We start from the raw sequence: 24,784 nt of genomic DNA, 5'->3' as shown, positions 1-24,784 counted from the left end.
TTAATGTTTGCAAAACTTATATTCTCGAAACTAAATATTTTTTCTATTTACTACCATCAATATCGTTATTAAAATTTTGATAGTAGTAATCATCCTTAATTATTAGAAATTTATAACCGCACTTATGGCAAATGTTCTTCCTGGCGCTGTTTGTAACTCGATAGGATTCGTCACTTTTACATTAGTTTGCGGATTTTTATAGTAACTACTAAACATAGGCCATTTAAAATAACGACGATCGAAGATATTTAATACTGAACCCCTAATAGTAATATTCTTGCTTGGATGCCAATTTAAATAAGCATCATAAATGGCATAACCACTTGGCTTAAATACTTCATCTGAAGACGAGCTATCTTTGGATACATGTGAAACCGCTTTAGAAAATGTAGCTAATACTTCAGTATCAAAATCGAAATCAGGAAGATGCCATTTTAGACCTAGATTACCTTGTAATGGCATGGCATCATTAAAATAAGATTTTTTCTGTCCAGGTGATTCTTGTTTTTTACCATATTGATACGAAGTCGACGCATTTAATGTCCAATTTGGATAAAATTGCCATTCAGCCGATGATTCAATACCCCAAAGATTAACTTTGGATAAATTTTTATAGGTATAATCTTTTGGTCCAACACGAATAAAATTCTTTATATAATCACTATAATCAGCTTTAAAAAAGCCTACACTAAACCAGCCTTTAGAAAAATCGCCTCTTAACCCTGTTTCATATGATTTTACTTTTTCTGGCTTCAATTTAGGATTAGGGATTAGATTCATGCTAAATGATGGCAAAGAAGTATATATCTGTTGAGCTGTTGGCATTTTAAAACCTTCAGCATAACGAGCATAAACTGAGTATTGATCGTTAATGTTAAACAAAGCACCTAATTGAGGAATAAAACGATGTGATGTAACCTCACGAGGTTCTTTTCCTTCGATTACCGCATAATGGCTATCTGGATTGGGTTTGATTTTGTAAGTTGCATAGCGGACACCTGGCTTAATTTTAAATCGTTCACTAATCAAATGAAATTCATCTTGAAAATAGATATCAGCTCTTTGTGTTTTAGAATTAGCAAAATTAAACCCTCCACCAATGCTTTTTATACCATTTTTTGTACTTGCATTACGATAGTAACTGCGGGTAATATCGCCCTGAAAACCATAAACTAAATCATGATTACTGTTTAAAAAGTCAAAGTTTGAGTTCAATTGTAAATCCAATTGCCAGAATTTTTCTTTATAATCATTAGTTGTATAGGTATAAATCGGATTTTGTTTTTTATCTTTTTGCTGACGATGTGATTTTAAATAACGTTCTTGAGGAGAATAAGAGAGCATGGTTTTAATTTGATCCACAAACCCTAATGATGGCATCCAACTATCATCGATGGCAAACCTTTTACGAGTTTGTATTTGCGTTCTTCGATAATCACCATTGAAAGATCCATTAGATTGCAAACCGTAATCATATAGCTGTTTTACAAACGAGTTAGATCGAAAATTTTCATATGTTAATTTTGTTTCCCGATTATCATTATGATAAACCAGTTTAGTGAGCATATTTTCTGCTTTCGCATCTAAAGGGTTTAATTTATTACATCGAATGGCATCTTCTCCACGCGGACATCCCCAAATACCACCATTCGCTTTAGCTTTGCTTAATCTCGCCTCTTGATAATCTCGACGACTAAAACTTAATAAACCTTCTAAATTAGACATTAGTTCAACAGCTAACATACCGGTTTTAGTATTTTGTTTATTCAAACTATCATAACCACCATTAACTCTAACTGCATATGATCTGCCTTTAAGTAAATCACTAGGATCTAATATTTTAAATGCCACAACACCACCAACTGCATCGGCTCCCCATAAAACTGATCCTGGTCCACGAATAACTTCCACGGTTTTGATATTTGATAAATCAATAAAATTTCTGTTTCCGTCTTGTATACTTTCAATAACCCTTGAGCCATCTACTTGTAACTGAACACGGTTACCCGACATACCACGTATTCTAATTCCACCGAGATTCCCAAAAGGATCGGTACCAGAAGTTTGTCGATTTACCGATATACCTGGCATATATCTAACTAAATCTTCCATTGTTGACATTTGATGATCATCTATATTTTTCTTAGTCACAACATTAACCGTTTCAGGGATAGCCAATTTAGCTTTCTTTTGTCTGCTCGCCGTAACCGTAATTGTTTCTATATCATCATTATCAGCAAATACAGGGAAAGGTATTGAAGCCGCCAACATCATTAGAAATATCTTATTTATTTTCATTTTTCACCACAAAATTAGATTAATGAACTGCTTTAACCAATGCCACAATATTTGATAATTATCATTTTTGGCTCATTAATCTAGCAAAAATTATAAACACGATCAATGTTAATAATAATTATTAACATTTGCTAATGATTATCATTTAATGTTATTGCTGTAATTATAAAAATTGAATAGAATCAGGATAATAAATCTTTATATGATGAAAATAAAAGGTAAGAACAAAAGAATTCACAAAATTGGTTAGGCTAGATTTATTAATATTTATTATAAAAACTAGCCTATCTTAGTAATGATTTATCTGATTTTTTCTAACAAAACTAACACTTCCATATGAGATGTATGAGGGAACATATCAAATAATTGCACTTTGGTCATTTGGTAATTAGTCAATAATTGTAGATCTTGTGCTAATGATGACAAATTACAACTTGAATACAAAATATAGTTGGGTTGTATATTTTCCAAGTATTCGACCAGTACTCTACCTGCCCCTCGTCTTGGTGGATTAAGTAAAACTAAATCAGGCGTCTGCTTTTGATGGGTTGCATATTTAGTGGCATCTAAGGATTCAAAATTAAGTTTGTCATAACCTAGCTGTTTAGCAGATTTTGATGCACATTCAATAGCATCAGAACTAATTTCAATTCCTGTTAATTGAATATTATCGTTATTAGCATGACGAACACAATGCAAACCAAATCCACCTACACCACAAAAGAGATCCCATATAGAGTTTACATCTAAATTCGCCAGCCAATCACTAGCCGTTTTATATAGTTTTTCAGCAATATAGCTATTTGTTTGAAAGAAGCTTTTTGATTTTATATAAAGTGGTATGCTATTCAACCTAAATTCTAGAAAAGGATTATCTGTTAAAATTAACTCTTCATTACCTTCTAATATAGCGGCATGGTTAGGTTGAATATTAATCGATACGACTTGTAGATTATTTATCTTATCGAGTAAATTTTGCAAACTATTTCTTATTTTCTCGACAAATACATGTGATTTCAACACAAATCGCAGCATAAAGTGGTTTTTATCATCGATAACACTTTCGGTAATAATGACAAATTTTAACTCCCCTTTCCGCTTATTAATATTATAAGGGACCAATCCTTGTTTACGGATATAGGTGCGAACCATTTTTAGGATACTTTGCATATTTACGCTATAAAGCGGGCAATCACACAGATCAATAATTTGGTTATCATTTTGAATACCCAATATGGGTTTTTCAACCGTGCCTAGCACCGCCATTTTAGCTTTATTACGAAAACCTAATTCAGGGCTAGCAGAAGGATCTTTAACTTCTTTAGGATTAAACTTTGCTAAAGTTTCAATTAATTGGTTTTGCTTTTCATTTAGTTGAGACTTATATGGTTGATTTATTTTATGACAAGACAAACATTTATTTTCTTGATAATAGCTACATTGCATTTTATGAAAACCTTTTTTTATAATGCATTATTATATAATTAAATGGTTTTAAGCTGTATTAGTTTTCTTTTTTTATGTCCAAAAACCCCTTTCCTCAAAATTTTTTAACAAAAATCTTAAATTTAATCGTTATACTTGATTTATCAATAGCTATGATTTGACGAAATAGCGGTATATGATAGGATATTGCCATGCAAATTATAGGAACTCATTAATGTCTATTAAGTTAAAAACCCCCGCTGAAATCGAAAAAATGCGAATCGCTGGCAAATTAGCAGCAGAAGTTTTAGAAATGATTGAACCTTATGTCAAACCAGGTATTAGCACTGGTGAGCTAGATAAGATCTGTTATGAACACATTGTTAATGTGCAAAAGGCTATTCCTGCCAACATTGGTTATCATGGTTTTCAGCATACCAGCTGCATTTCAATTAACGATGTAGTATGTCATGGTATTCCAAGTTTTGATAAAAAGTTAAAAGATGGTGATATTCTTAATATTGATGTGACGGTAATTAAAGATGGTTTTCATGGGGATACATCAAAAATGTACATTGCAGGAAAACCAACTGTTGCCGGAGAAAAACTATGTCAAGTCACACAAGAGAGTTTATACGAAGCCATTAAAATAATTAAACCAGGGATCAGATTAAAAGAAATCGGTAAAGCAATTCAAAAATATGTTGATAAATTTGGATTTTCTTCTGTTCGTGAATATTGTGGTCATGGTATAGGTGAAGTATATCATGATGAACCACAAGTTTTACATTATGATGCTGACGATGGTGGTGTGATTTTAAAACCAGGTATGACCTTTACTATTGAACCGATGGTAAATACTGGGGATTGGCGTACTCGTACCATGAAAGATGGTTGGACAGTTAAAACCAAAGATCATGGATTGTCAGCCCAATATGAACACACGATTTTAGTTACAGATAATGGTGTTGAAGTTCTAACCCTTCGCAGTAATGAAAACTTTCCTCGCGTTATCGAACATTAAATAAAAAAGATTCAACAATACTCTATTGTTGAATCTCTTCATTTTATATACCTTAACCTAACTATCTAGAATTCAATTTCCCGCGATTTTTGAATTCATTAACTTTACTGCGACATATATTTCTAGGTTGTGATATTCGTCCCTAATATCCAGTAGCTCATAAAAAAGCGTCCAATATCCTTCAAGCTTTGGTTTTAGAAATTTTAATATAATAACGTATAAAGCTTACGGCGATAGCTACTAGCAAGTGCGTTATTCGTTCCTAAAGCTGCTAATAGATCTAGTAAAGTTTTCTTCACCTGCCCTTCGCCAGCATTCAGATCTTTTGTTAAAGGTTTGAACAACAGTTCTAAGGCTTCTTCGTGCCGGCCTACCTGCATTAATTGCGATGAAAGTTGAATCATTAACTCAACATTATCTGGCTGTTTAGCTAATTCAGCTTGTAATTGCTGTAATTCAGGTGAATTCGCTGCTTGTTCGAGTAACTCAATTTCGGCTTGTAAACCGTGGTATGCTGTATCCTGATCTTGCAATGGAATAGTTGTCAAAACCTCCTTTGCTTCAGCTAGTTGTTTTTGTTCTATTTGGCTTTTCGCTAACATTAACGCAATATCTGATCTTGGTTTGCCTAAATGATCTTTAAGTACAGTCCAAGTTTGTTTTAATAAAGGTAATGCTTGCGCATATTGGCCTTCATTAAATAATTGTTGTGCTTCAATAAGCTTCAGTTCATCTTCATTGGGTAAAATTTTATCTAAAAAAGTTTTAATAGTTTCTTCATTTTGTGGCCCCTGAAAACCATCAACAGGTTGACCATTTTGAAACATATAAACGGTTGGAATTGCTCTAAGCCCAAATTGAGCTGCTAACATTTGTTGTTCATCACAATTTACGCTAGCAAGAATGAATTGTCCGTGATGTTGTGTTGCTAATTTGGTTAACGTATCTGTCATTTCTTGATAATTAGGACTTCTTGGTGACCAAAAATAGAATAACACTGGATTACTGGTTGATTTTTCGATAATTTCTTGAATATTCTGTTCATTAACATCAAAAATAAATTGATTTGACATAATCTATCCTATAAATATGTTTAACTGTTTATTTATTTTGTAAAATTTTATCCATTAATCTATCTGGAAGCAAACGTTTAGCTATTGCCGCCAGTTTAGTTACTTTTGTTACCCTGTAACGTATTTTTGGTTTGTTATGCTCTAATGCGTGATACAAATATGGTAATATCGCTTCAGGAGCTAACGTAAAGTGTTTGGCAATAGGTGGATTTTTTACTATTTTTTCTTTTTCGGTCTGATTTACATTATTTGAAAAATAGGTTTTCAATGGACCAGGTTCGATTAAACAAACTTTAATATTGGTGTTCGCTAACTCTAAACGCAGTACATCAGACCATGCTTCTAAAGCATATTTGCTGGCAGAATATGCGCCTCTTCCTGGTGTTGCGACTATTCCAACAATCGAGCTAGTTTGAATTATTCTACCTTCATTTTGTTCAATCATTGCCGGTAATAGTAATTGAGTCAATTGATGAACACCAAAAAAGTTAGTAGAAAACTGTGATTCTAATTGTGATCGACTAATGGTGTTTAAACGGCCGTAAACGCCAAATCCAGCATTGTTAAATAATGCATATAATTTACCCTCACACAAGGTTAATACTTGTTGTGCAGCTTGATTAATTGAATTGGCATCGTCTAAGTCTAACAAAACGGTTTCAAAACCTTGCTCAATTAATTTTTGTTGGTCTGCTATTTTTCGACATGATGCAATGACACGATAACCTCGTTTTTTCAATGCGATAGCTGAAATCAATCCTATACCGCTTGAACAACCTGTTATAAAAATTGTACGCAAATTTTATCTCCGTTATATTCATTTATTGTCAAGTTAACTTACAGCAATTATGATAGCACATTTAAAATAAATATACGGTTAATAAGCCAAGAGGACCATATGAAAATTGCTATTATCGCTGCTATGGAAGAAGAAGTAGCCATACTAAAGAGTAAAATTACCGATTATCAATTAGAGCGTCATTTAGGATGTGATTTTCATATAGGTAAAATAGCCAATTGTGAAATTGTATTATTACAATCAGGCATAGGTAAAGTTGCTGCTGCATCAGGAACAACATTATTATTAAATAATTATCAAGTTGATGCAGTTATTAATACCGGTTCAGCGGGTGGTCTATCAACGGAACTGAATATCGGAGATATTATTGTATCAAAAGATGTATTTTATCATGATGTTGATTTAACCGCCTTTGGATATAAACCAGGTCAAATGTCAGGTTGTCCTGTTTCGTTTGCTGCTGATATTAATTATCAATCATTAGCTAAGCAATGTATAAAGAAACATGGGGTCAACGCTGTTGATGGCTCAATTGGCAGTGGTGATGCCTTTATAAATGGTAAAAACAATTTAGAACGGATTAAAGAAACTTTTCCTAATGCTATCGCTGTTGAAATGGAAGCCGCCGCTATTGGCCATGTTTGTTGGTTATTTAAAGTACCTTTTGTGGTGGTGAGAGCAATTTCGGATAATGGTGATAATGAATCGGCAGTTGATTTTCAATCATTTTTAAAACTTGCTGCTGCCCAATCATCAAAAATTGTTGAATCGATGCTAAGTGAACTAGCTTAAAATAAAAATTGGTGTCAATCGAATTTGACACCTTTTAACTAAAATTTTGTCATTCTTACATTATGACTTAATCAATTAGGTAGGTCATATTGTTCAAATAATGGTTTACGCCATCCTGACAGAATTTCAGGAATCTCACCTTTCCTATCATTTTGCCATTTTACATACTGATTGATTAATCGTCTTGAAAGTATTAATTCGCTGTTAAGTCCTGTTTTTGATGCTATTGTTTCAGCGATTTGTTTCAATGAATCAGCAATATTTTTATAATTTGGATAACTATTAATACGTTGAATTGCCGGAATAATAGGTATAGGTTGAAGCAATATATCCAAAATTGTTTGGCCATATGAACGGATATCTTTACCTTTCATACCCAATTTATCCAGTTCAGCTAAAGAAGTTGGTTGATAACGAGCTATTTTCCATAAAATCTCTTCATGTACCACAAAATTCAATGCTATATCGTGAGTTTTGGCAAATTGATAACGCCAGCAAGCAAGTTTAGCTAATTGCCCTAAACTATCCCCTTTCAATTGCCAGCTATTTTTAATATTTAAGTAAGCCTTTTGAGGATCAAATGTTTCACATTTACGTGCAATTGCATTTTGACACTCTTGATAAGCAGCCGCTAAATAATCAATCGATATAAGCTGAGATTTTAACCTATTGATTAATGGAAACAAATATAAAACATCATTAATAGCATAATCACACTGTTTTTCTGTCAAAGGACGTTTTAACCAATCAGTCCGTGTTTCGCTTTTATCTAACTCAACATCAAGATATTTATTAACTAAACTTGCATAGCCACTACTAATGGGATTATCCAAAAAAGAAGCTAAAATTTGGCTATCTATTACTGGAGAAGGAACACAATTAAATGTATGAAGAAACACTTCAATATCTTCGCTGCAGGAGTGAAAATATTTTTCAATATTAGGATTGGTTAAAATCGCTAAGAATTCCTGCCAATCGTTAATATTAAGAGGATCAATTAAGGCGGCATGTTTACCATCAAAAACCTGTAACAGCCCTAAATGAGGATAAAAAGTCTTAGTTCGTACAAATTCAGTATCCAATGCTATAGCACTACTATTCTTGATCTTTTGACAATAATTGGATAATTCATCATTACTAATAATAAATTGATAATTCAAAGTACGCTTCCTATTTAAGATAATCTATTGAATGGTAGTTTTGTTGGCAAAAGATACATCGATTACAACGATTTCAGAGCGAGTCATTAATCGAATTGGTGGGCCACCAAATCCGTAACCGCTATTGACTATACTGGTGAAATGATGATCAGTATCGTGATAAATTCCATTGGCATTTTTGTACATCATCGCCACCAATATATTGATAGGAAAGATTTGACCACCATGAGTATGTCCAGATAACATTAAATCTACTTGTTGTTCTGCTACATCTTTAATATCTCGTGGTTGGTGATCTAATAAAATTATTGGTCTATCAGTATCAGAAAACATAATTAAATCGGATAATGAGGCGCGCTTAACATCATACTTATATGATGAAAAGTCATCACGCCCTATCAACGTAATGCCAACCTCATCAAGATAAACAATATCATCTTTCAATACTTTTAAATGCGCCTGTTTGAATGCATTAATGATATCTTCTTCACGATTATTATTATCATGGGTACCTAAATATTCATGATTACCAAAAATAATATAATTGCCGTATTTCGACTTTAATTGTTGAAACTGTTCAATAAATCCATTTTTGACGAAAGGTTTTAATCGTTTATCTAATGTATCGCCAGTTATCACAATAAAATCAGCCTTTAAGCTATTTACCTTGTCAATCATGTTTTGAATCATACTTGCAGAGGTATGCTCATTAATATGAATGTCAGAAAGTTGCACAATTCTTAGACGATCAACGTTGGCTGATTTATTAATTACAACCTGATAATCAACTATTTTAGGATTTATCGCCATTTCATGACCAAAACAAAACAAAGCCACAACCGCAATAATAAAACTGATTTTATGCCAAAGATTGGGCTTAATTTGCTTTTTATAAAACCGATAAACAATTTCAAAAATGAGTGTTATAAAAACACTACAGATCATCAAACCAGAAATCGTTAGCAGAAACAGATGTAATCCCGAGGTTAAAATATCATTTAATACTCTAGCAAGAATAAACGATCCACCGGCCAAACCAATAGTCAGCCAATAAATAATTCGACCATAACCGCTTAACTGAAGGTTAAACCAAAACTGCCAGCGTTTTCCTAATAAAAATGTGACCGAAATACTGATAATAATCGTTGCAAAAATGGCTATAAAATCAACAAAAGTCATAATTACTCGAACAATTGGACTCAAAAAATGGTATGATAACAGAATTAGATTCTATAGTACCAATAACTTTTATGGATACCAAAAAAGACCAGCTATTTGCAACTCCGATCGACAAATTAGGTGATTGGACTTTTGACGAAAAAGTTGCCGAAGTTTTCCCTGATATGGTGCAACGATCGGTACCCGGTTATTCGAATATAATATCAATGATTGGTATGTTAGCTGACCGATTTGTACAACCTAACTCCATGATTTATGATTTAGGCTGCTCGTTAGGCGCTGCCACTCTCGCCATTCGCCGTAATATCAAACACGAAAATTGTCACATTATCGCTATTGATAACTCATTACCTATGGTAGAGCGATGCAAAAAACATATTGATGCTTATAAATCAAATACGCCTGTCGATGTTATCTGTGAAGATATTAGTAATGTAAATATGCAAAATGCATCAATGGTAGTTCTTAATTTTACCTTGCAATTTTTAACTCCCGAAAATCGACAACGGGTTTTAAATAATATTTATCAAGCTTTGCGACCAAATGGCATATTAGTCTTATCGGAAAAGTTTAGTTTTAGTGATGAGACTGTCGACGATTTATTATTTAATATGCATCATGATTTCAAAAGAGCCAATGGCTATAGTGAACTGGAAATAAGCCAAAAACGTAATATGCTAGAAAATGTTATGCTTACAGACACCGTTGCGACCCATAAACAACGTCTGATAACAGCAGGGTTTGAGCATGTTGATACTTGGTTTCAATGTTTTAATTTTGGCTCGATTATTGCTATCAAATAACCTCTAGATTTAATTTGATTATAAAGGAAAAAAGAATGATTGATTTTGGTGATTTTTACCAAATTATCGCAAAAAATAAGCTTAAAAATTGGCTTGAAGTTTTACCAGCGCAATTGTCTAATTGGCAAAAACAAAATTTAGATAACCGTTTTAGTCAATGGATAAATAGTATAAAGCACTTGCCTGCAATTACTCCTTTTCAAGTTGATCTATTACATAGTGTAACTGTAAAAACAGAGCAACCATTATCTTCTGGCGAACAGCAACGTATCACACAATTATTAAAAACCATGATGCCATGGCGTAAAGGCCCTTTTCATATTTATGGCGTTGATATTGATACTGAATGGCGTTCCGATTGGAAATGGCAAAGATTGATTGATCATATCGATAATTTAGAAGGTAAAACAGTTCTCGATGTTGGTTGTAATAGTGGTTATCATTTATGGCGTATGATTGGTGCAGGAGCCAAACTTGCTGTTGGTATTGACCCAATGGCTCTTTACCTTTGCCAATTTGAAGCAATAAGAAAACTATTAGGCAATGATCAGCGAGCTCACTTACTTCCATTAGGCATTGAGGAATTACCAAAATTAAACGCATTTGATACGGTTTTTTCAATGGGAGTATTATATCATCGTCGCTCACCGCTTGATCATCTTTATCAATTGAAAGATCAATTAGTTGATGGTGGCGAATTAGTACTCGAAACATTGGTTATTGAGGGAACCGAACATCAAGCATTAATGCCTGGTGAACGTTATGCTCAAATGCGAAATGTCTATTTTATTCCATCAGTACCAACCATGATAAATTGGTTACATAAATGTGGTTTTAAAGATATAAAAATGGTTGATATATCCAAAACCAGTTTGGATGAACAACGCAAAACAGAATGGATGGAATCAGATTCATTAGCGGAATTTTTAGATCCGAACGATTTATCCAAAACAGTAGAAGGTTATCCTGCGCCAATGCGGGCAGTATTTGTTGCTAGAAAATGATTTTTTAATTTTATTGGGATTAAAAGTAACGATTATTTTTCTAGTCTTTTAAAATAGATAAACACAATAAAAAAACGGGCTTTTGCCCGTTTAATCTATCAATATATTTTATATAAATAAGTTCGATTAATATTAATTATTTTTTATGATCATTTGAACAGGATAATGATCAGAATATTTGTCCGTAAAATCATCTTTTATTACTTCAACATCAATGACATTATTTTTAAGTGGTGGTGAAACATAGATATAATCATAGCGTAATGGAACTGATGCTTGATCATAAAATACTTTAGTTGGTGCAGTTGCAACAAATTCTTTATGCTTAATTTTTAATGCATCAATAAAACCAGCATCCAGAAGATTTTGTTGTACAGTATAACTTAGTTTACCATCAACCAGATTTTCTAAAATTGGCCTTTTCTTTTGCTTTTCTTTAATATCCTCTAAAAGGGTACTTTTATCATAGTCAGATTTATCTGCCGGTGAAAACGAGTTCAAATCTCCGGCAATTATCCATTTCCCTTTAGGATCACGACTATATTTGATTGAATCGATAATTAAATTAATCTCATCAATTCGTTTAGCCGTCCAAAATGGATTCATATGCGTAATTACAAAATGATAATTTCCAATGTCTGCATAGAGTGCCCCATGCCACAAATTATCAACGACTTTGTTAACATTAATTATTGGATACTTTGAAGTAATAGCTACAGGGAAAAAAGCAGCATCTTCTGGTGATTCTTTTAACAGTACCGCATATTTATGACCATAACTAGCTGCAAATTTTTCAAGTTTTTCACGAGTAAAAAAATTCATTTCTTGCCAAGCAATAATATCGGCATCTTGTGCTTTGGCCCAATCAATATATTTCTGTTTCCCTTCACTCTCATCTAACTTCATACCATTATAGACGTTATAACTAATGATTTTTAGTTGTTTAGCATCATCAAGTGAGGCAAAAGCGCTAGAGGTACTAAGAATAATTCCACTAATCAATGCGACAATTTTCAACTTAGTTTTATTCATAAGATATTCCTTTCTATTATTAATATCACATTAATACTATATCGATTTAACTTTAACCAAAAGTTTTTTTGTAATTTATGTGAGTTATATCAATAAAATCATTTACAAATTGTGCTAATTAACTGCTGTCAATCCTGAAAATATTTATCTAAATAATATTTTTTACTTACCAAGAAAAAAGCACCTAATTGTTCAATTAGGTGCCACATATAATATATTATCAATCAATAATTAAATAATCATTCAATAATAATAAGATTTAATTCATCACTATCCTCTAATGCCGATTCAATTTCTCTAGTAGCATACATATATGTGTGTTCTGGATCTATATCTCCAACACATCTTCTCATGATATCGTGTTTTGTTCTGAAAGTTTCATCGGATTTTATTTGATTATATAATTTAGTCAAATCATCTCCTTTTAAGGTGAAAAGGTTATTCCAATCAGCTAAATGTTGTTTTACAAATTCTCGCCCCTCATCACATTTAATTTTATCTAAATTAATATTGGGAACAATATATTTAGTTAAATCAGCATATTTCTTTGGTTGGTTTGGAAATTGTATTGTCTTAAGATCTTCTTCAGATTCAGCTAGATAATCAATAAAATCAGCTTCACGAAACAATTTATCCTTTTTAGTAATACCTTTACTTCTTATTTCATCTGGTAACTTATCATTTATGCCATAATCCCATGCATTCTCATATCTATCGTCATTTCTTTCAATAAATACATCATTAATAATTTTAATAGGAAGTTCTATCTCATGAGGTTCACCATTGATAGTCACTTCGAACGTTTTAAGATGATCTTTAATTCTACTTTCGTAATTTTCTTGGCTATTCGTATAATATGTTCGATACATATAATAATTGGATTGAGTTGGATTGATAAATCCAGTGTTATTAAATGTTGAGGGTTTAGCTAAAAAGTTTAATGATTGGCCATTATAAGTCAACTGATGTTTACCATATTCAAATTCATATTTAACGCTTGATTTAGCGGGAATAGCTAACTCATTACCATCAATTGCTACTTTTATTTCCTTGTCTGTTGGGTTATCAATCAAACGTTTTACAGATTTTCCAGTAGTGCTTGATTCAAAGCAACCAACCAAAGAAAGGCTACATACCAAAAGCAAAGAATATTTAAATCTTTTCATAACATCCATTTATTTAGTTTATATTACAAGAGTACAAATCTTAACATAAAAAAAATGATGTTGTTAATAGAAAAATTAAAAGGCACTAAACCTAATTATAAGATTTAGTGCCTTTTATTTTTTATAATTTGATCTTTAAAATATTTTCAGATTTATTTGATTACAAAAAAGTATATATCACGTCCTTTAGTTAAAGCGTCGTCTAACGGCCTAATAGCTTTGGAATAAGTTTGTTCAGGATCTTTTTCGTTAGGACAAAGTTTTTTAGAACCAAGTAAGGCATGCATACCATCATATCCCCCAAATCCTTCATACTTACTTGCAACGTCACTACCCGTTAAAGTGAAAAGTTGTTGCCATTTATCTAATGTGTCCTGTAAATATTTTTTACCTTCATCACATGTTATGCTTTCTAAATCAAGTTTCGGAAATACATACTGATTAATTTCAGACAATTTTTTAGGTTTATTAGGAAAACTAATTTCATCTTCTATACCATCTTCTTTTAAAAACTTCAAATATTCACTTTCACGATACATTTTAATTTTACGAGATTGATAAGATTGATTTTTATTAATATTTTCAGTAATTTCGTCGGGAATATTTTCATCAATAGAGTAATCCCATCTATTATCTCGATCTTCAATAAAGAAATCGTTAACCACTTTCACAGGAAGATCAATCTCTACTTGCTCACCATCTAAGATAACATCAACTTTATTAAGTGATTTCTCAAATAATTTGTCATACGTTTCATCACTGGTGTTGTCAGTTGCATAGATAAAAGTATGTAACATATAGTTGCTTTGGGTTGGATTAATAAAACCTCGACCATTGAATTTTACAGGTTTTACAACAAAGTTAATTGACTCATTATTATAAGCTAGATTATGTTTACCATATTCAAAAGTATACTTGATATTTGAATTAGCTGGAATGACAACATCTTTACCATCAATAACTAACTTAATTTCATTGGCAGTAGGATTATCAATTAAACGAACTTGTGAGGTTGGACCATTAAAGCAGCTACAAAGCGTTATGCTACAAGCTAATATAAAAGAATATTTTATTTTTTTCATCACATTTAACTATTTTTTTATATAATTTTCACATCGAAGTGCGTAAATATTAACACAACGAATTTTAGAGTAAATCATCAAAATCTAAAACTCTTTATAAAGAAATACTAAAATCAAATTGAGCCTTTGATGCTATAACAACCTACACACTAAATTTATTTTAATTATTTATAAATATGCAATGTTATATACAACAACATAAACTATCCTAATTTATTGCTAGAATAGTTTATAGATAATTGTTTGCTTATTGTTGTGGCCAGATAAAACGACCTTTCGCATCAGGATCTTCACTAATGAATTTTTTAAGTGCATCTGATTGGTAAAGTTGTTTTATCTCTTGAGCCCATTTACTGTTCAAATTTTCTTTTTTTACAACCACCATTAATTCTAGATTAGGTGTTAACTTTTCTTGTGCTAAAACATTATCAGCTGGAACTTTACTTAACCATGCGACACCGCCAGGCATTATCGCATAATCAACTTCACCAAGAGTTCGAGGAATTAATTCCGATAATATCGATTTAAATTTCAAATTATATCTATTGTCAGCAATGTCATTTAAATCTAATGTCCCTGATTTGCTTTCAGGTTTTAAAGTAATCCAATTTAAGCTTTGCAAAAATAATAGTGATCTGGCTTTATTTGAAGGATCATTAGGTATGACAATTGTTTGGTCATTCGCTATTTCATCAACCGAATGATGCAGTTGAGAAAATAGCGCAGCAGAAATCGAAGGAATATGGACTAAAGAAACAAGATCACTTTTAGTTTCTTTATTATATACATCAAGATAAGCTTGATGCTGTGCTGCATTAAGATCAATACTTCCTTCAACTAAAGCGGTATTTGAGTCTCTAAGAGAGCTGAAATTTACCAATTTAACTTTATAACCCTTTTGTTCTAAAGCTGGCTTAACGATTTTCTCCATCATGATGTTATGCATACTTGGCGGTAAACCAACAATGATCTCTTTTTTGTCTTCCTGACTTTCTTTGGCTGATTCTGACTTATTGTCACAGCCAATCAGAGTCAAACCCAACAGCAGAATTAAGTAAATATATTTTTTCATTATCACTCCCTATTTCAATCAGTAAGTTAATCTAATTGAACAACTAATTCTATTATTTAGAGATAACATTATAGATAGTGATTAACTATTGGGATAATACGAAAAAATTATATCTATATTCATAATAGATATATACAATTACTCTTTATTTTTCACTAATTTTTAGATAACATTTTCAACCGGCTGCTCAGCCAGATTTTCTTTTAACCATCTAACAAAAGCCTTCACTTTTGGATTGCGGTGCCTAGTAGCAGATACTACATAGTAACGCTGTTTACATGTTAAAGCCATATTTGGAAATGGTGTGATTAACTCGCCTGAAGCAATATATTTGTTAATTATGTTTTTTCTTCCCATGGCAATACCCGAATGATTAATTGCAGCGACGATAGCTAAATCGGATCGATCAAATAACATCGTCGGCAAATCTTCAAAATCAATATCAATATTAAAGTGCTTGCCCCAAGATTGCCATTCATCGAAGTTAGAATCATATCGCCAAGCTTGATTGTCGTGTAATATTAGACAATGTTTTAGATTTTCAACACATTCATTAAGTTGATAGTGTTCAGCATATGTAGGACTACATATCGGCATAATTGTTTCATTCATTATGTGATAAACATCCAAATCTTCATGTTGCAAATCATCATAATAAATTGCTAAATCAACACAGTGCCGATTAAAATTGACTACCCCATTGCCGGTTAAAATATTCAAGGTAATATAAGGATGTTTTTTATTAAATTCAGATATTTTCGGTACAAGCCATTCTTTTGCAAAGGAAGGACGCGAATAAATGGTTAGTTGTCCCATCAATTCTTGACTCTTTATTTCAAATATTTCTCTATTTAGTATCGCCAAAGATTTTTTTAAAATATTAAATAAATTCTTACCATTTTGAGTTAACTCAATCCGGCGATGAAACCGGTTAAATAACTTAAAATTTAATTCTTCTTCAAGTTTATTAATTTGATGACTAACGGCACTTGGGGTAATACATAACTCTTCGGCTGCACGCATAAAAGAACAATAACGTGCAGCAGCTTCAAAAGTGTGAAATTTTGCTAATTGATATCCTGATACCAATCGATTAGTGGTAATAAAACGATCATCATCCAACATTGCACATCCTTACTTACCTAATTTTTTTAACATTTAACTAAAAATGACAAATCAAATACAATTAATTAAATTAATAACTACTACTTTCTTACAGCTTAATGCTTATTCAACCGAGTATTACTCATGTGAAGATGATTAATTATCATTTGTCAGTTATCTCCCCATAAAATCTAATACGCGCTGATTTTTACTTTCATTGAAATGGGAAAACATTATGGATTCACAGATTTGGGAGTTAGGTGTTTTAATTTCAAGTATTTTATTAATTGTAATAAGTATAATCAAATTTAAACTTCTTCCATTTTTAGCTTTATTATTATCCAGCTTTTATGTTGGTGTATTGATGAAAATGAAGCCATTAAATATGATTGCTTCTATTGAAGATGGTATTGGTGGTACACTCGGTTTTTTAGCTGCAGTAATTGGTTTAGGTACCATTCTGAGTAAAATGATAGAAATATCAGGTGCAGCTGAACGCATTGGTATTACTTTACAAAAATGCCGCTGGTTATCACCAGATGTTATTATGGTATTGATTGGCATGATTTGCGGTATAACATTATTTGTTGAGGTCGGCGTTGTACTCTTGATACCATTAGCCTTTTCAATTGCTAAAAAAACCAAAACATCATTGTTAATGTTAGCAATTCCATTATGTACTGCACTTATGACGGTTCATTGTATTGTTCCACCTCATCCAGCTGCACTGTATGTCACTAATGCTTTAGGCGTTGATATTGGTAGTGTAATTTTATATGGATTAATTATTGGAATAATCGCATCATTAGCCGGAGGTTCTATTTTTTTAAGAATGATCAAAAATAGAATTCCATTTAAAGCAGTACCGGAACAATTTTCCGATTTAAAAATAAGAACTGCAGAAGAATTACCTTCATTAGCTGCAACATTACTTATAATTTTATTACCCATTTTTCTCATGCTGATTAAAACAATTGCGGAGTTAAACATGGATAAAAACACGTCAATTTATACTGTTTTAGAATTTACCGGTAATCCTATTACCGCTATGTTTATTGCTGCATTTGTTGCCTATTATATGCTAGGTCTAAGACGTGAAATGAAAATGGCCGACTTACTCAATAAAACTGAAGATTGTTTTTCAACAATTGGCAATATTTTGTTAATTATCGCCGCTGGTGGTGCATTTAATGGTATTTTAAAAGCGAGTGGCTTGAGTGATAGTTTAGCGAGTATTTTATCTCTCTTAGATATGCATCCAATTTTATTGGCATGGCTAGTAGCAATAATTTTGCATGCGGCAGTAGGTTCAGCAACGGTTGCTATGATGGGCGCCACAGCAATCGTATCACCGATGCTAATCCTTTATCCTGATATCAGTCCGGAAATCATTACACTGGCTATAGGTTCGGGTGCTATTGGTTGTACCATAGTTACTGATTCGTTATTTTGGCTTGTTAAGCAATATTGTGGTGCGACAATGACTGAAATGCTGAAATACTACACCTCTGCAACATTCATTGCTTCAGTAGTGGCATTAATGGTTACTTTTTTATTATCTAATTTTATTTAGATATCTTTCAAGGAGCGATATGAATCAAATAGAGATACAAACACTTATAGCCGATAAACCGTTAGTAAAAAAGTTAATTCAGCTTCAACCATGCAGTTGGTTTAATCCTGATACCACAACTTTAGCAATAGGCCTTCCTTATGTTGGACTTGATCAAATTGATATAAAAAAAGCGAGTGAACGCTTAAATCGTTTTGCACCTTACTTAGCATTAGCTTTCCCTGAAACAGCAACAACCAAGGGTATTATTGAATCACAGTTAGTTGAAATTACTAATATGAAAAAAGCTCTTGAAGCCAGATATAATGTTGCTATCGCCGGTCAACTTTATTTGAAAAAAGATAGTCATTTACCTATTTCTGGCTCAATTAAAGCTCGCGGCGGTATTTATGAAGTCTTAACTTATGCTGAAAAACTAGCTATTGAAAATGGATTATTATCAGAACATGATGATTACAGCAAATTCTATTCTGATAAGTTTAAACAGTTTTTTAGTCAATATCGTATTGCGGTAGGTTCAACAGGTAACCTTGGTTTATCAATTGGCATAATGAGCGCTAAACTCGGGTTTCAAGTTAGCGTACATATGTCGGCAGATGCCCGAGAATGGAAAAAAAAGAAATTACGAGATCATGGTGTTAATGTTATTGAATATGAACAAGACTATGGTGTTGCCGTTGAACAAGGCCGTAAAGCAGCAGAATCTGATCCAAAATGTTTCTTCATCGACGATGAAAATTCTACTACCCTATTTTTAGGCTATTCAGTCGCAGGTGAACGCACGAAACAACAATTCAATGAGTTGGGAATTAAAGTTGATAAAGATCATCCTCTTTTTGTCTATTTACCATGTGGTGTAGGTGGTGGCCCTGGCGGTGTTGCTTTTGGTTTAAAAATGGCATTCGGTGATAACGTACATTGTATTTTTGCTGAACCGACCCATTCACCGTGTATGTTACTAGGGGTTTATACTGGTTTACATGACAAAATTTCGGTACAAGAGATCGGCATTGATAATATTACTGCCGCAGATGGTTTGGCTGTGGGTCGGCCTTCTGGATTTGTTGGACGAGCGATGCAACGTCTCTTAGATGGATATTACACCCTGTCTGATCAGGATATGTATGATTTGTTAGTATTACTGGATAAAACCGAAAACATGCAACTTGAACCTTCTGCTCTAGCAGGTATGCAAGGTCCCGTCATTGTAACTAACAATTCGAAATATTTAGAACGTATGCAATTTACCCATCAGCAACTACAAAATGCAACTCATTTAGTATGGGCAACTGGCGGCGGAATGGTACCGAAAGAGGAGATGCAAAAATATTTAAATTTAGGAAAAATTTAGTAACAGTTACTGACAAATATCCCAATAATATTTGTCAGTAAATTTAATCTTGTTGATTGCAACAAATCAAAGTGCACCGACAATACGATGAGGCAAGTAAAGTTCTTCAAGATAAGCAATATCATCCTTATTTAATGAAACCTTTAATGCCCCTACCGAATCATCCAAATATTGAATTTTAGTTGCCCCAATGATTGGTGAAGCAACGCCTTTGGCAAATTGCCATGCAAGAGCAATTTGAGTCATGGTTACAGTGTATTTTTGCGCAATTTCATTAACTCTTTTCACTATATTCATGTCGATTTGTTGGGTACTATCGTATTTAGCAACAGCCGTTTTATCAGTTTTACTACGTAGTGTATTGGTCTGCCATTCTAATCGGGAGAGTCTACCTGCAGCTAAAGGGCTATAAGGGGTTAATGAAACATTGAATTGCTTACAGATGGGAATTAATTCTCTTTCATCTTCACGATATAATAAATTATAGTGATTCTGCATCGAAACAAACGGCGTCCAACCATTTTGTTTGGCGACTAATTGCATATTATAAAATTGATAACCATACATCGCAGAAGCACCTAATGCTCGTACTTTACCACTCTGAACTAAATGATGTAACGCAGCCATGGTTTCCTCAATTGGTGTACTGTAATCAAAACGATGGATAATATATAAATCAACATAATCAGTACCTAATCGTCTCAGGGATCCATCAATTTCTCGTTCAATTGCTGTTTTAGATAAATGCCCTTCATTAAAATAGACTTTAGTAGCCAGAATTACTTTGTCTCGAGCTATATTTCGTTTAATCGCTCTTCCTACATATTCTTCGCTGGTACCACTAGAGTATGTATTTGCTGTATCAATAAAATTAATTCCTAGATCTAAGGCATGTTTAATAATTGTTTCGCTTTGTTCTGGATTAAGTGTCCAATCATGCATTTTACTAGCAGGATCGCCAAAACTCATACATCCTAAACAAAATCGTGAGACTTCAATATCAGAATTACCTAATTTTATATAATCCATACTTTTTACCTTACTAGTTAATAATAGATTGAATAATTTAATAAATTTTTAAAAATTCAATTTTAATTATGATTATTTTATCGTTAACTTTTATTGAGATAAACGTATTATTCATTTATAGTATCATGAATTAAATTCATTAATTTTCTATTTATATCCGATGTATAACTATAATGAACTAAACTATTTTATTACTATAGCTAAAGCAAAAAGCTTTGTTGGTGCAGCTAAATCTTTAGGTGTTTCGTCATCAGCACTAAGTCATAGCATGCGAAACTTAGAAACACGTCTGAGTTTACGACTATTTAATCGCACGACTCGAAGCCTATCATTGACAGAAGCAGGTGAACAACTTTATACACAAATAGCCCCTCTATATCGACAAATCAATGAAGAAGTTGCTGCTCTTGGCGATTACCTTGATACTCCATCGGGTACCATTAGAATTAATGCATCTAATATTGCTATTGAAAATTTTATATACCCTAAATTAAGTCAATTTTCACTACGCTATCCACAAATTAAAATTGAAATTCAATGTGACAATAACTTAGTCGATATTGTCAAACAAGGTTTCGATATGGGCTGCCGAATCGGAAATGATTTGGCAAAAGAGATGGTAGCAGTAAAAATATCAGAACCTTTGCGAATGGCTTTAGTGGCTAGTCCTGATTATTTGCGTCAGAGAACAAAACCAAAACAGATAAATGATTTAGATCAACATTTATTAATTGGCAAAAAAGTTTCAACCCACTATGGAATGGAATCGATATGGGAGTTTTCCGATAAAGGCAATATTATTCAATATCACCCTATTTCTCACTTCACAATCAATAATCATTTAAGAAAACAAGCTACTCTTGATGGCTTAGGTATTAGTTGGATTGGTTATCCAGATGTAAAAAATGAATTAGCATCAGGACAACTTATAGAATTATTACCGGAATATTCAATTACATATGAACCTTTTTATATTTATTATCCAAGTCGTAAGGGGCATTCAAATGTATTTAGACTAGTATTAGAAGCATTAAAAAACTAGTTTAGTTTCAAATGATTGATAAAAAATGACATGAAAAATTAATATTTAAATCTACAAACAATTTTTATGTCTAATACTCGTTATATAGTACATTAAAATGAAGCTCACATAAGTTTAAAAATAAAATCTTTTCTAATATTAAACAATGTATTGAACTTTATTGATATTATCTAATATCAGCTTAAATAATTAGTTATTTAACAAAAAATAACTAATTATCTTGCTGGCACTATGTTATTGAACGGTTTGAATATGGTAGCGTTTCAATAACATATTACTGAATTTATTGTGTGGATCTAAACGAGCTTTAAGTTTAAAAAATTGCTCAGCCTGTGGATATGCTCTTTGAAATTGTTCTGTTGTCGCATGTAATTGATAAGGTAGATAGTAACTTCCTTGATTTTCCAAAACAGCATCTATTAATTCCCTTGTCCAATTACCAACATGTTGTTTGCTCAATTCATCAGTGTCTTGCTGATAATAGACCACAAAAGCAAATACTTCCGATTTTGCCCAAGCCAGTAATGAACCACTATCTTGGTTGGCATGACGAATAGAAATATTAATAACATTAACTTTATATTTTTTCAAAATAGTGACTAATTTTGGATAAAAGTGATCAAATTGTTCAACCGGTATAAAATATTCTTGCAAAACAAAGCTTTTATTTTTAGTCGCTATCGGTTGTAAATACGAGACATCATAACTAGCCTCATAATTACGCCACATTACTGGTTTTTTTATGTAATAAAAATCATCAAATAATTTACGTAAATTTTTACCAGTAGTCGAGGAAGATACAATTTTGATTGGCTTTTCCAGATTATGCGATTTTTTATCATCAGATCTTAATCGTTGCAAAATCGTTAATGGTTCTTCAGTCTGTTTATAAGTAACGGATCTCACTCTTTTATAATCTGGTGGATAAATTATCGCATTATGGAATATCGATTTTTTATCAGAACGAATATGTTGGGTAAAATATTGATAATAGTTGTTAATTGGCATAGCTTTACTAAAACGTTTGACTTTAACATTATCTGCAAGTTGTAAAGTCACTTCGGTGATTATACCTAAGCCACCATAACCCCCAATAGCACCATAGAATATATCTTGATTTTGCTCAGGACTAGCTATTACTACTTTGCCATCAGCTAACACAATTTTAAATTGTTTTACCGAAAGAATTATAGGTCCTTCACCTATATAACGGCCATGAACATTAACACTTAATGATCCACCAATACTAAAATTAGCATAACTTTGCATTATTTTTACAGATAAATCATAAGGGTCTATAAGCGCTTGGACTTGATGCCATGTGGCACCGGTCTCGATAGTTAGCAACTTTTGTTCAGGTTTAAAATCAATGACATGATTTAATTTGCGAGTATCTATTTGTACGGCGCCCTGAATTGCGGTTTGTCCTCCCATACTATATTTACCACCAGCAATACTAATTGGCCCGCTAGCCTTTTTAACTATATCAACAACTTGTTGAGTAGATTCTGGTTGCACAACTGCAGCAACTTGAACTGGTGTCATTCCAGTTACATCATTAACTTCTACTGCCATGACAGTCAAGGGCAATAAAAAACCAAATACAGATAATAATAAATTTATTTTTTTCATTTTAAATACTAATTGCAAATCAAATATAGCTAGAATGATTATCTTAACTAGTATAAATATATAGTTCCATTATTTTATTGAAAAATATAGAGTTAGATAACTTTAAAAATTCATAATAGTGCTCCCCTAAGCCTATTATAAACTAGATTCTTTATTCACTCAGGGGAGATAGACTACTTATTTTAATAAACTATATTGTTGATTAATTTCTTCGCTAGCTTTGCGAAGGTCTTCTTGAAATTTTGCAATAGTTTGTAATTTTGAGTATTCTACAGCACCGACTATACGACCAGCGTTAACATCTGTCTGCCAATGAGCACCGCAAATCACTCTACTTTGACCAAACTCATAACCACGTTTTATTATTGTTTCGGCATGTGAAGGAGCAATTTGAGCTAAAACTAATGCTAATGTCCAACCATAAGCTGTATGACCTGATGGGAAAGATCCATTTTGACGTAATCGATCTTCTTCCTCAATCGGTTGACAAGAATGATTACCAAAATAGACAAATGGACGTTTTCTCATGTAAAATTCTTTGGCAGTTTTAGTCGCATTGTCTGCTGAATCGACTAATAGATCGCCAAACATTTTATATAAAGTAGGCGTAGTCTCTGGCGAAATTGTGATACCGAGCGATTGAGAAAATATTTTAGCCACATTCGCAATATGCAAATCAGCATCCTGTATCGCTTGTTGCCAACGCTCTGTACCTTTAAGGTTATAACCATGTAAATAAGCTATTTTATCTGCTTCAAATTCAGGTGTCCCTTCTTCTGGATAAACAGGTAAATACTCTTTACTACTCACCGCTTGCTCGGCAGTGTGATAAGTAATCCCTACTTCATGGCCTAAAAAATCCTCTGTTGAACCTTTTTGGAAAGCAAATAACGATGAAGAAAAAAACAAAGAGCAATATAGCGTTGAAATAAAGATAGTTAGTTTTCTGTTCTTAACATTTTTAACCATTATTTACTCCTATTACTTGGTTGATTGATTTAAAAAACAATTAATTAAATTAAGGGAGCTTAAAAAAATTTTTATAAATAAAAAGTGAAAGAAACATCTAACATTGCACAAACATTTCTAGTTTTTTATCAATTGTTTGACTGAAAATGGAAAAACTAATCTAATTGTAATGGGT

General features: G+C 32.4%; 20 protein-coding genes and 1 pseudogene. 7 read left to right on the top strand and 14 right to left on the bottom strand.

Going from position 1 to position 24,784, the window contains the following annotated elements:
- Positions 1-102: 102 nt before the first annotated feature.
- Together H3T54_RS05220 and rlmC are read right to left on the bottom strand one after the other, a co-directional pair.
- Positions 103-2,298, bottom strand: a complete 2,196-nt coding sequence (locus H3T54_RS05220) for a TonB-dependent hemoglobin/transferrin/lactoferrin family receptor (RefSeq protein WP_198221295.1) — start codon at positions 2,296-2,298, stop codon at positions 103-105.
- Between the two features lie 300 nt (positions 2,299-2,598).
- Positions 2,599-3,744 (bottom strand): 23S rRNA (uracil(747)-C(5))-methyltransferase RlmC, encoded by a 1,146-nt coding sequence (rlmC, locus tag H3T54_RS05215; RefSeq protein WP_198221293.1) that lies wholly within the window; start codon positions 3,742-3,744, stop codon positions 2,599-2,601.
- Between the two features lie 214 nt (positions 3,745-3,958).
- Here rlmC and map point away from each other — a divergent pair, with 214 nt between their 5' ends.
- Complete coding sequence (gene map, locus H3T54_RS05210; RefSeq protein WP_110447836.1) at positions 3,959-4,747, top strand: type I methionyl aminopeptidase; 789 nt, start codon at positions 3,959-3,961, stop codon at positions 4,745-4,747.
- 203 nt (positions 4,748-4,950) lie between these two features.
- Here map and H3T54_RS05205 read toward each other — a convergent pair whose 3' ends face one another.
- Positions 4,951-5,820 (bottom strand): co-chaperone YbbN, encoded by an 870-nt coding sequence (locus H3T54_RS05205; protein WP_198199924.1) that lies wholly within the window; start codon positions 5,818-5,820, stop codon positions 4,951-4,953.
- A gap of 28 nt (positions 5,821-5,848) precedes the next feature.
- Positions 5,849-6,619, bottom strand: a complete 771-nt coding sequence (locus H3T54_RS05200) for an SDR family oxidoreductase (protein WP_198221291.1) — start codon at positions 6,617-6,619, stop codon at positions 5,849-5,851.
- 99 nt (positions 6,620-6,718) lie between these two features.
- Here H3T54_RS05200 and H3T54_RS05195 point away from each other — a divergent pair, with 99 nt between their 5' ends.
- Positions 6,719-7,411, top strand: coding sequence for a 5'-methylthioadenosine/adenosylhomocysteine nucleosidase (locus tag H3T54_RS05195; protein WP_110447833.1), 693 nt, complete (start codon positions 6,719-6,721; stop codon positions 7,409-7,411).
- A 71-nt stretch (positions 7,412-7,482) separates the two neighbouring features.
- Here H3T54_RS05195 and rnd read toward each other — a convergent pair whose 3' ends face one another.
- Positions 7,483-8,571, bottom strand: a complete 1,089-nt coding sequence (gene rnd, locus H3T54_RS05190; RefSeq protein ID WP_198221289.1) for a ribonuclease D — start codon at positions 8,569-8,571, stop codon at positions 7,483-7,485.
- A 24-nt stretch (positions 8,572-8,595) separates the two neighbouring features.
- On the bottom strand, positions 8,596-9,750 hold the full coding sequence (locus H3T54_RS05185) for a metallophosphoesterase (RefSeq protein ID WP_198221287.1): 1,155 nt from the start codon (positions 9,748-9,750) through the stop codon (positions 8,596-8,598).
- An 86-nt stretch (positions 9,751-9,836) separates the two neighbouring features.
- Between H3T54_RS05185 and cmoA the strand changes: the two are divergent.
- Together cmoA and cmoB are read left to right on the top strand one after the other, a co-directional pair.
- A pseudogene (gene cmoA / locus H3T54_RS05180) lies at positions 9,837-10,553 on the top strand (carboxy-S-adenosyl-L-methionine synthase CmoA); the annotation flags it as partial.
- A gap of 35 nt (positions 10,554-10,588) precedes the next feature.
- Positions 10,589-11,557, top strand: a complete 969-nt coding sequence (gene cmoB, locus H3T54_RS05175) for a tRNA 5-methoxyuridine(34)/uridine 5-oxyacetic acid(34) synthase CmoB (protein WP_198221285.1) — start codon at positions 10,589-10,591, stop codon at positions 11,555-11,557.
- 132 nt (positions 11,558-11,689) lie between these two features.
- Here cmoB and H3T54_RS05170 read toward each other — a convergent pair whose 3' ends face one another.
- From H3T54_RS05170 to dsdC, 5 genes are all read right to left on the bottom strand, one after another.
- Positions 11,690-12,589 (bottom strand): endonuclease/exonuclease/phosphatase family protein, encoded by a 900-nt coding sequence (locus tag H3T54_RS05170; protein ID WP_198199931.1) that lies wholly within the window; start codon positions 12,587-12,589, stop codon positions 11,690-11,692.
- Between the two features lie 239 nt (positions 12,590-12,828).
- Entirely contained in the window at positions 12,829-13,755 is a 927-nt protein-coding gene (locus H3T54_RS05165) for a hypothetical protein (RefSeq protein WP_146208323.1), read from the bottom strand.
- A 152-nt stretch (positions 13,756-13,907) separates the two neighbouring features.
- Positions 13,908-14,837, bottom strand: coding sequence for a hypothetical protein (locus H3T54_RS05160; RefSeq protein WP_198221283.1), 930 nt, complete (start codon positions 14,835-14,837; stop codon positions 13,908-13,910).
- 247 nt (positions 14,838-15,084) lie between these two features.
- The gene (locus H3T54_RS05155) at positions 15,085-15,909 is read right to left on the bottom strand and encodes a MetQ/NlpA family ABC transporter substrate-binding protein (protein ID WP_198221281.1); all 825 of its coding nucleotides are present in this window, start codon (positions 15,907-15,909) and stop codon (positions 15,085-15,087) included.
- 162 nt (positions 15,910-16,071) lie between these two features.
- Positions 16,072-17,034 carry a DNA-binding transcriptional regulator DsdC gene (dsdC, locus tag H3T54_RS05150; protein WP_198199938.1) on the bottom strand — a complete coding sequence of 321 codons (963 nt, stop codon included), beginning with the start codon at positions 17,032-17,034 and terminating at the stop codon, positions 16,072-16,074.
- 214 nt (positions 17,035-17,248) lie between these two features.
- Here dsdC and dsdX point away from each other — a divergent pair, with 214 nt between their 5' ends.
- On the top strand, positions 17,249-18,586 hold the full coding sequence (gene dsdX / locus H3T54_RS05145; protein WP_198221279.1) for a D-serine transporter DsdX: 1,338 nt from the start codon (positions 17,249-17,251) through the stop codon (positions 18,584-18,586).
- A gap of 19 nt (positions 18,587-18,605) precedes the next feature.
- Complete coding sequence (gene dsdA, locus H3T54_RS05140; RefSeq protein ID WP_198199953.1) at positions 18,606-19,937, top strand: D-serine ammonia-lyase; 1,332 nt, start codon at positions 18,606-18,608, stop codon at positions 19,935-19,937.
- Between the two features lie 66 nt (positions 19,938-20,003).
- On the opposite strand, the gene H3T54_RS05135 is transcribed toward dsdA, so the two are convergent.
- Entirely contained in the window at positions 20,004-20,966 is a 963-nt protein-coding gene (locus H3T54_RS05135) for an aldo/keto reductase (RefSeq protein ID WP_198221277.1), read from the bottom strand.
- A gap of 160 nt (positions 20,967-21,126) precedes the next feature.
- On the opposite strand from H3T54_RS05135, the gene H3T54_RS05130 reads away from it, so the two are divergent.
- On the top strand, positions 21,127-22,008 hold the full coding sequence (locus H3T54_RS05130) for a LysR family transcriptional regulator (protein WP_198221275.1): 882 nt from the start codon (positions 21,127-21,129) through the stop codon (positions 22,006-22,008).
- 234 nt (positions 22,009-22,242) lie between these two features.
- Here the strand turns inward: H3T54_RS05130 and H3T54_RS05125 are convergent, their stop codons facing one another.
- Complete coding sequence (locus H3T54_RS05125; RefSeq protein WP_110447818.1) at positions 22,243-23,640, bottom strand: FAD-binding oxidoreductase; 1,398 nt, start codon at positions 23,638-23,640, stop codon at positions 22,243-22,245.
- A 177-nt stretch (positions 23,641-23,817) separates the two neighbouring features.
- The gene (locus H3T54_RS05120; protein WP_198199962.1) at positions 23,818-24,609 is read right to left on the bottom strand and encodes a phosphatase PAP2 family protein; all 792 of its coding nucleotides are present in this window, start codon (positions 24,607-24,609) and stop codon (positions 23,818-23,820) included.
- Positions 24,610-24,784: the final 175 nt, after the last annotated feature.

The sequence above is a fragment of the Gilliamella sp. B14384G10 genome (genome assembly GCF_016101685.1).
Taxonomy (GTDB): domain Bacteria; phylum Pseudomonadota; class Gammaproteobacteria; order Enterobacterales; family Orbaceae; genus Gilliamella; species Gilliamella apis_A.
Note: the sequence above shows the minus strand (reverse complement) of the source record. Positions and strands in the feature narration are given on the sequence as shown.

Excerpts from the sequence above, each read along its gene's own strand:
- H3T54_RS05220 (WP_198221295.1), bottom strand. The coding sequence starts at position 2,298 with ATGAAAATAAATAAGATATTTCTAATGATGTTGGCGGCTTCAATACCT.
- rlmC (WP_198221293.1), bottom strand. The coding sequence starts at position 3,744 with ATGCAATGTAGCTATTATCAAGAAAATAAATGTTTGTCTTGTCATAAA.
- map (WP_110447836.1), top strand. The coding sequence starts at position 3,959 with ATGTCTATTAAGTTAAAAACCCCCGCTGAAATCGAAAAAATGCGAATC.
- H3T54_RS05205 (WP_198199924.1), bottom strand. The coding sequence starts at position 5,820 with ATGTCAAATCAATTTATTTTTGATGTTAATGAACAGAATATTCAAGAA.
- H3T54_RS05195 (WP_110447833.1), top strand. The coding sequence starts at position 6,719 with ATGAAAATTGCTATTATCGCTGCTATGGAAGAAGAAGTAGCCATACTA.
- H3T54_RS05185 (WP_198221287.1), bottom strand. The coding sequence starts at position 9,750 with ATGACTTTTGTTGATTTTATAGCCATTTTTGCAACGATTATTATCAGT.
- cmoB (WP_198221285.1), top strand. The coding sequence starts at position 10,589 with ATGATTGATTTTGGTGATTTTTACCAAATTATCGCAAAAAATAAGCTT.
- H3T54_RS05170 (WP_198199931.1), bottom strand. The coding sequence starts at position 12,589 with ATGAATAAAACTAAGTTGAAAATTGTCGCATTGATTAGTGGAATTATT.
- H3T54_RS05165 (WP_146208323.1), bottom strand. The coding sequence starts at position 13,755 with ATGAAAAGATTTAAATATTCTTTGCTTTTGGTATGTAGCCTTTCTTTG.
- H3T54_RS05160 (WP_198221283.1), bottom strand. The coding sequence starts at position 14,837 with ATGAAAAAAATAAAATATTCTTTTATATTAGCTTGTAGCATAACGCTT.
- H3T54_RS05155 (WP_198221281.1), bottom strand. The coding sequence starts at position 15,909 with ATGAAAAAATATATTTACTTAATTCTGCTGTTGGGTTTGACTCTGATT.
- dsdC (WP_198199938.1), bottom strand. The coding sequence starts at position 17,034 with ATGTTGGATGATGATCGTTTTATTACCACTAATCGATTGGTATCAGGA.
- dsdX (WP_198221279.1), top strand. The coding sequence starts at position 17,249 with ATGGATTCACAGATTTGGGAGTTAGGTGTTTTAATTTCAAGTATTTTA.
- dsdA (WP_198199953.1), top strand. The coding sequence starts at position 18,606 with ATGAATCAAATAGAGATACAAACACTTATAGCCGATAAACCGTTAGTA.
- H3T54_RS05135 (WP_198221277.1), bottom strand. The coding sequence starts at position 20,966 with ATGGATTATATAAAATTAGGTAATTCTGATATTGAAGTCTCACGATTT.
- H3T54_RS05130 (WP_198221275.1), top strand. The coding sequence starts at position 21,127 with ATGTATAACTATAATGAACTAAACTATTTTATTACTATAGCTAAAGCA.
- H3T54_RS05125 (WP_110447818.1), bottom strand. The coding sequence starts at position 23,640 with ATGAAAAAAATAAATTTATTATTATCTGTATTTGGTTTTTTATTGCCC.
- H3T54_RS05120 (WP_198199962.1), bottom strand. The coding sequence starts at position 24,609 with ATGGTTAAAAATGTTAAGAACAGAAAACTAACTATCTTTATTTCAACG.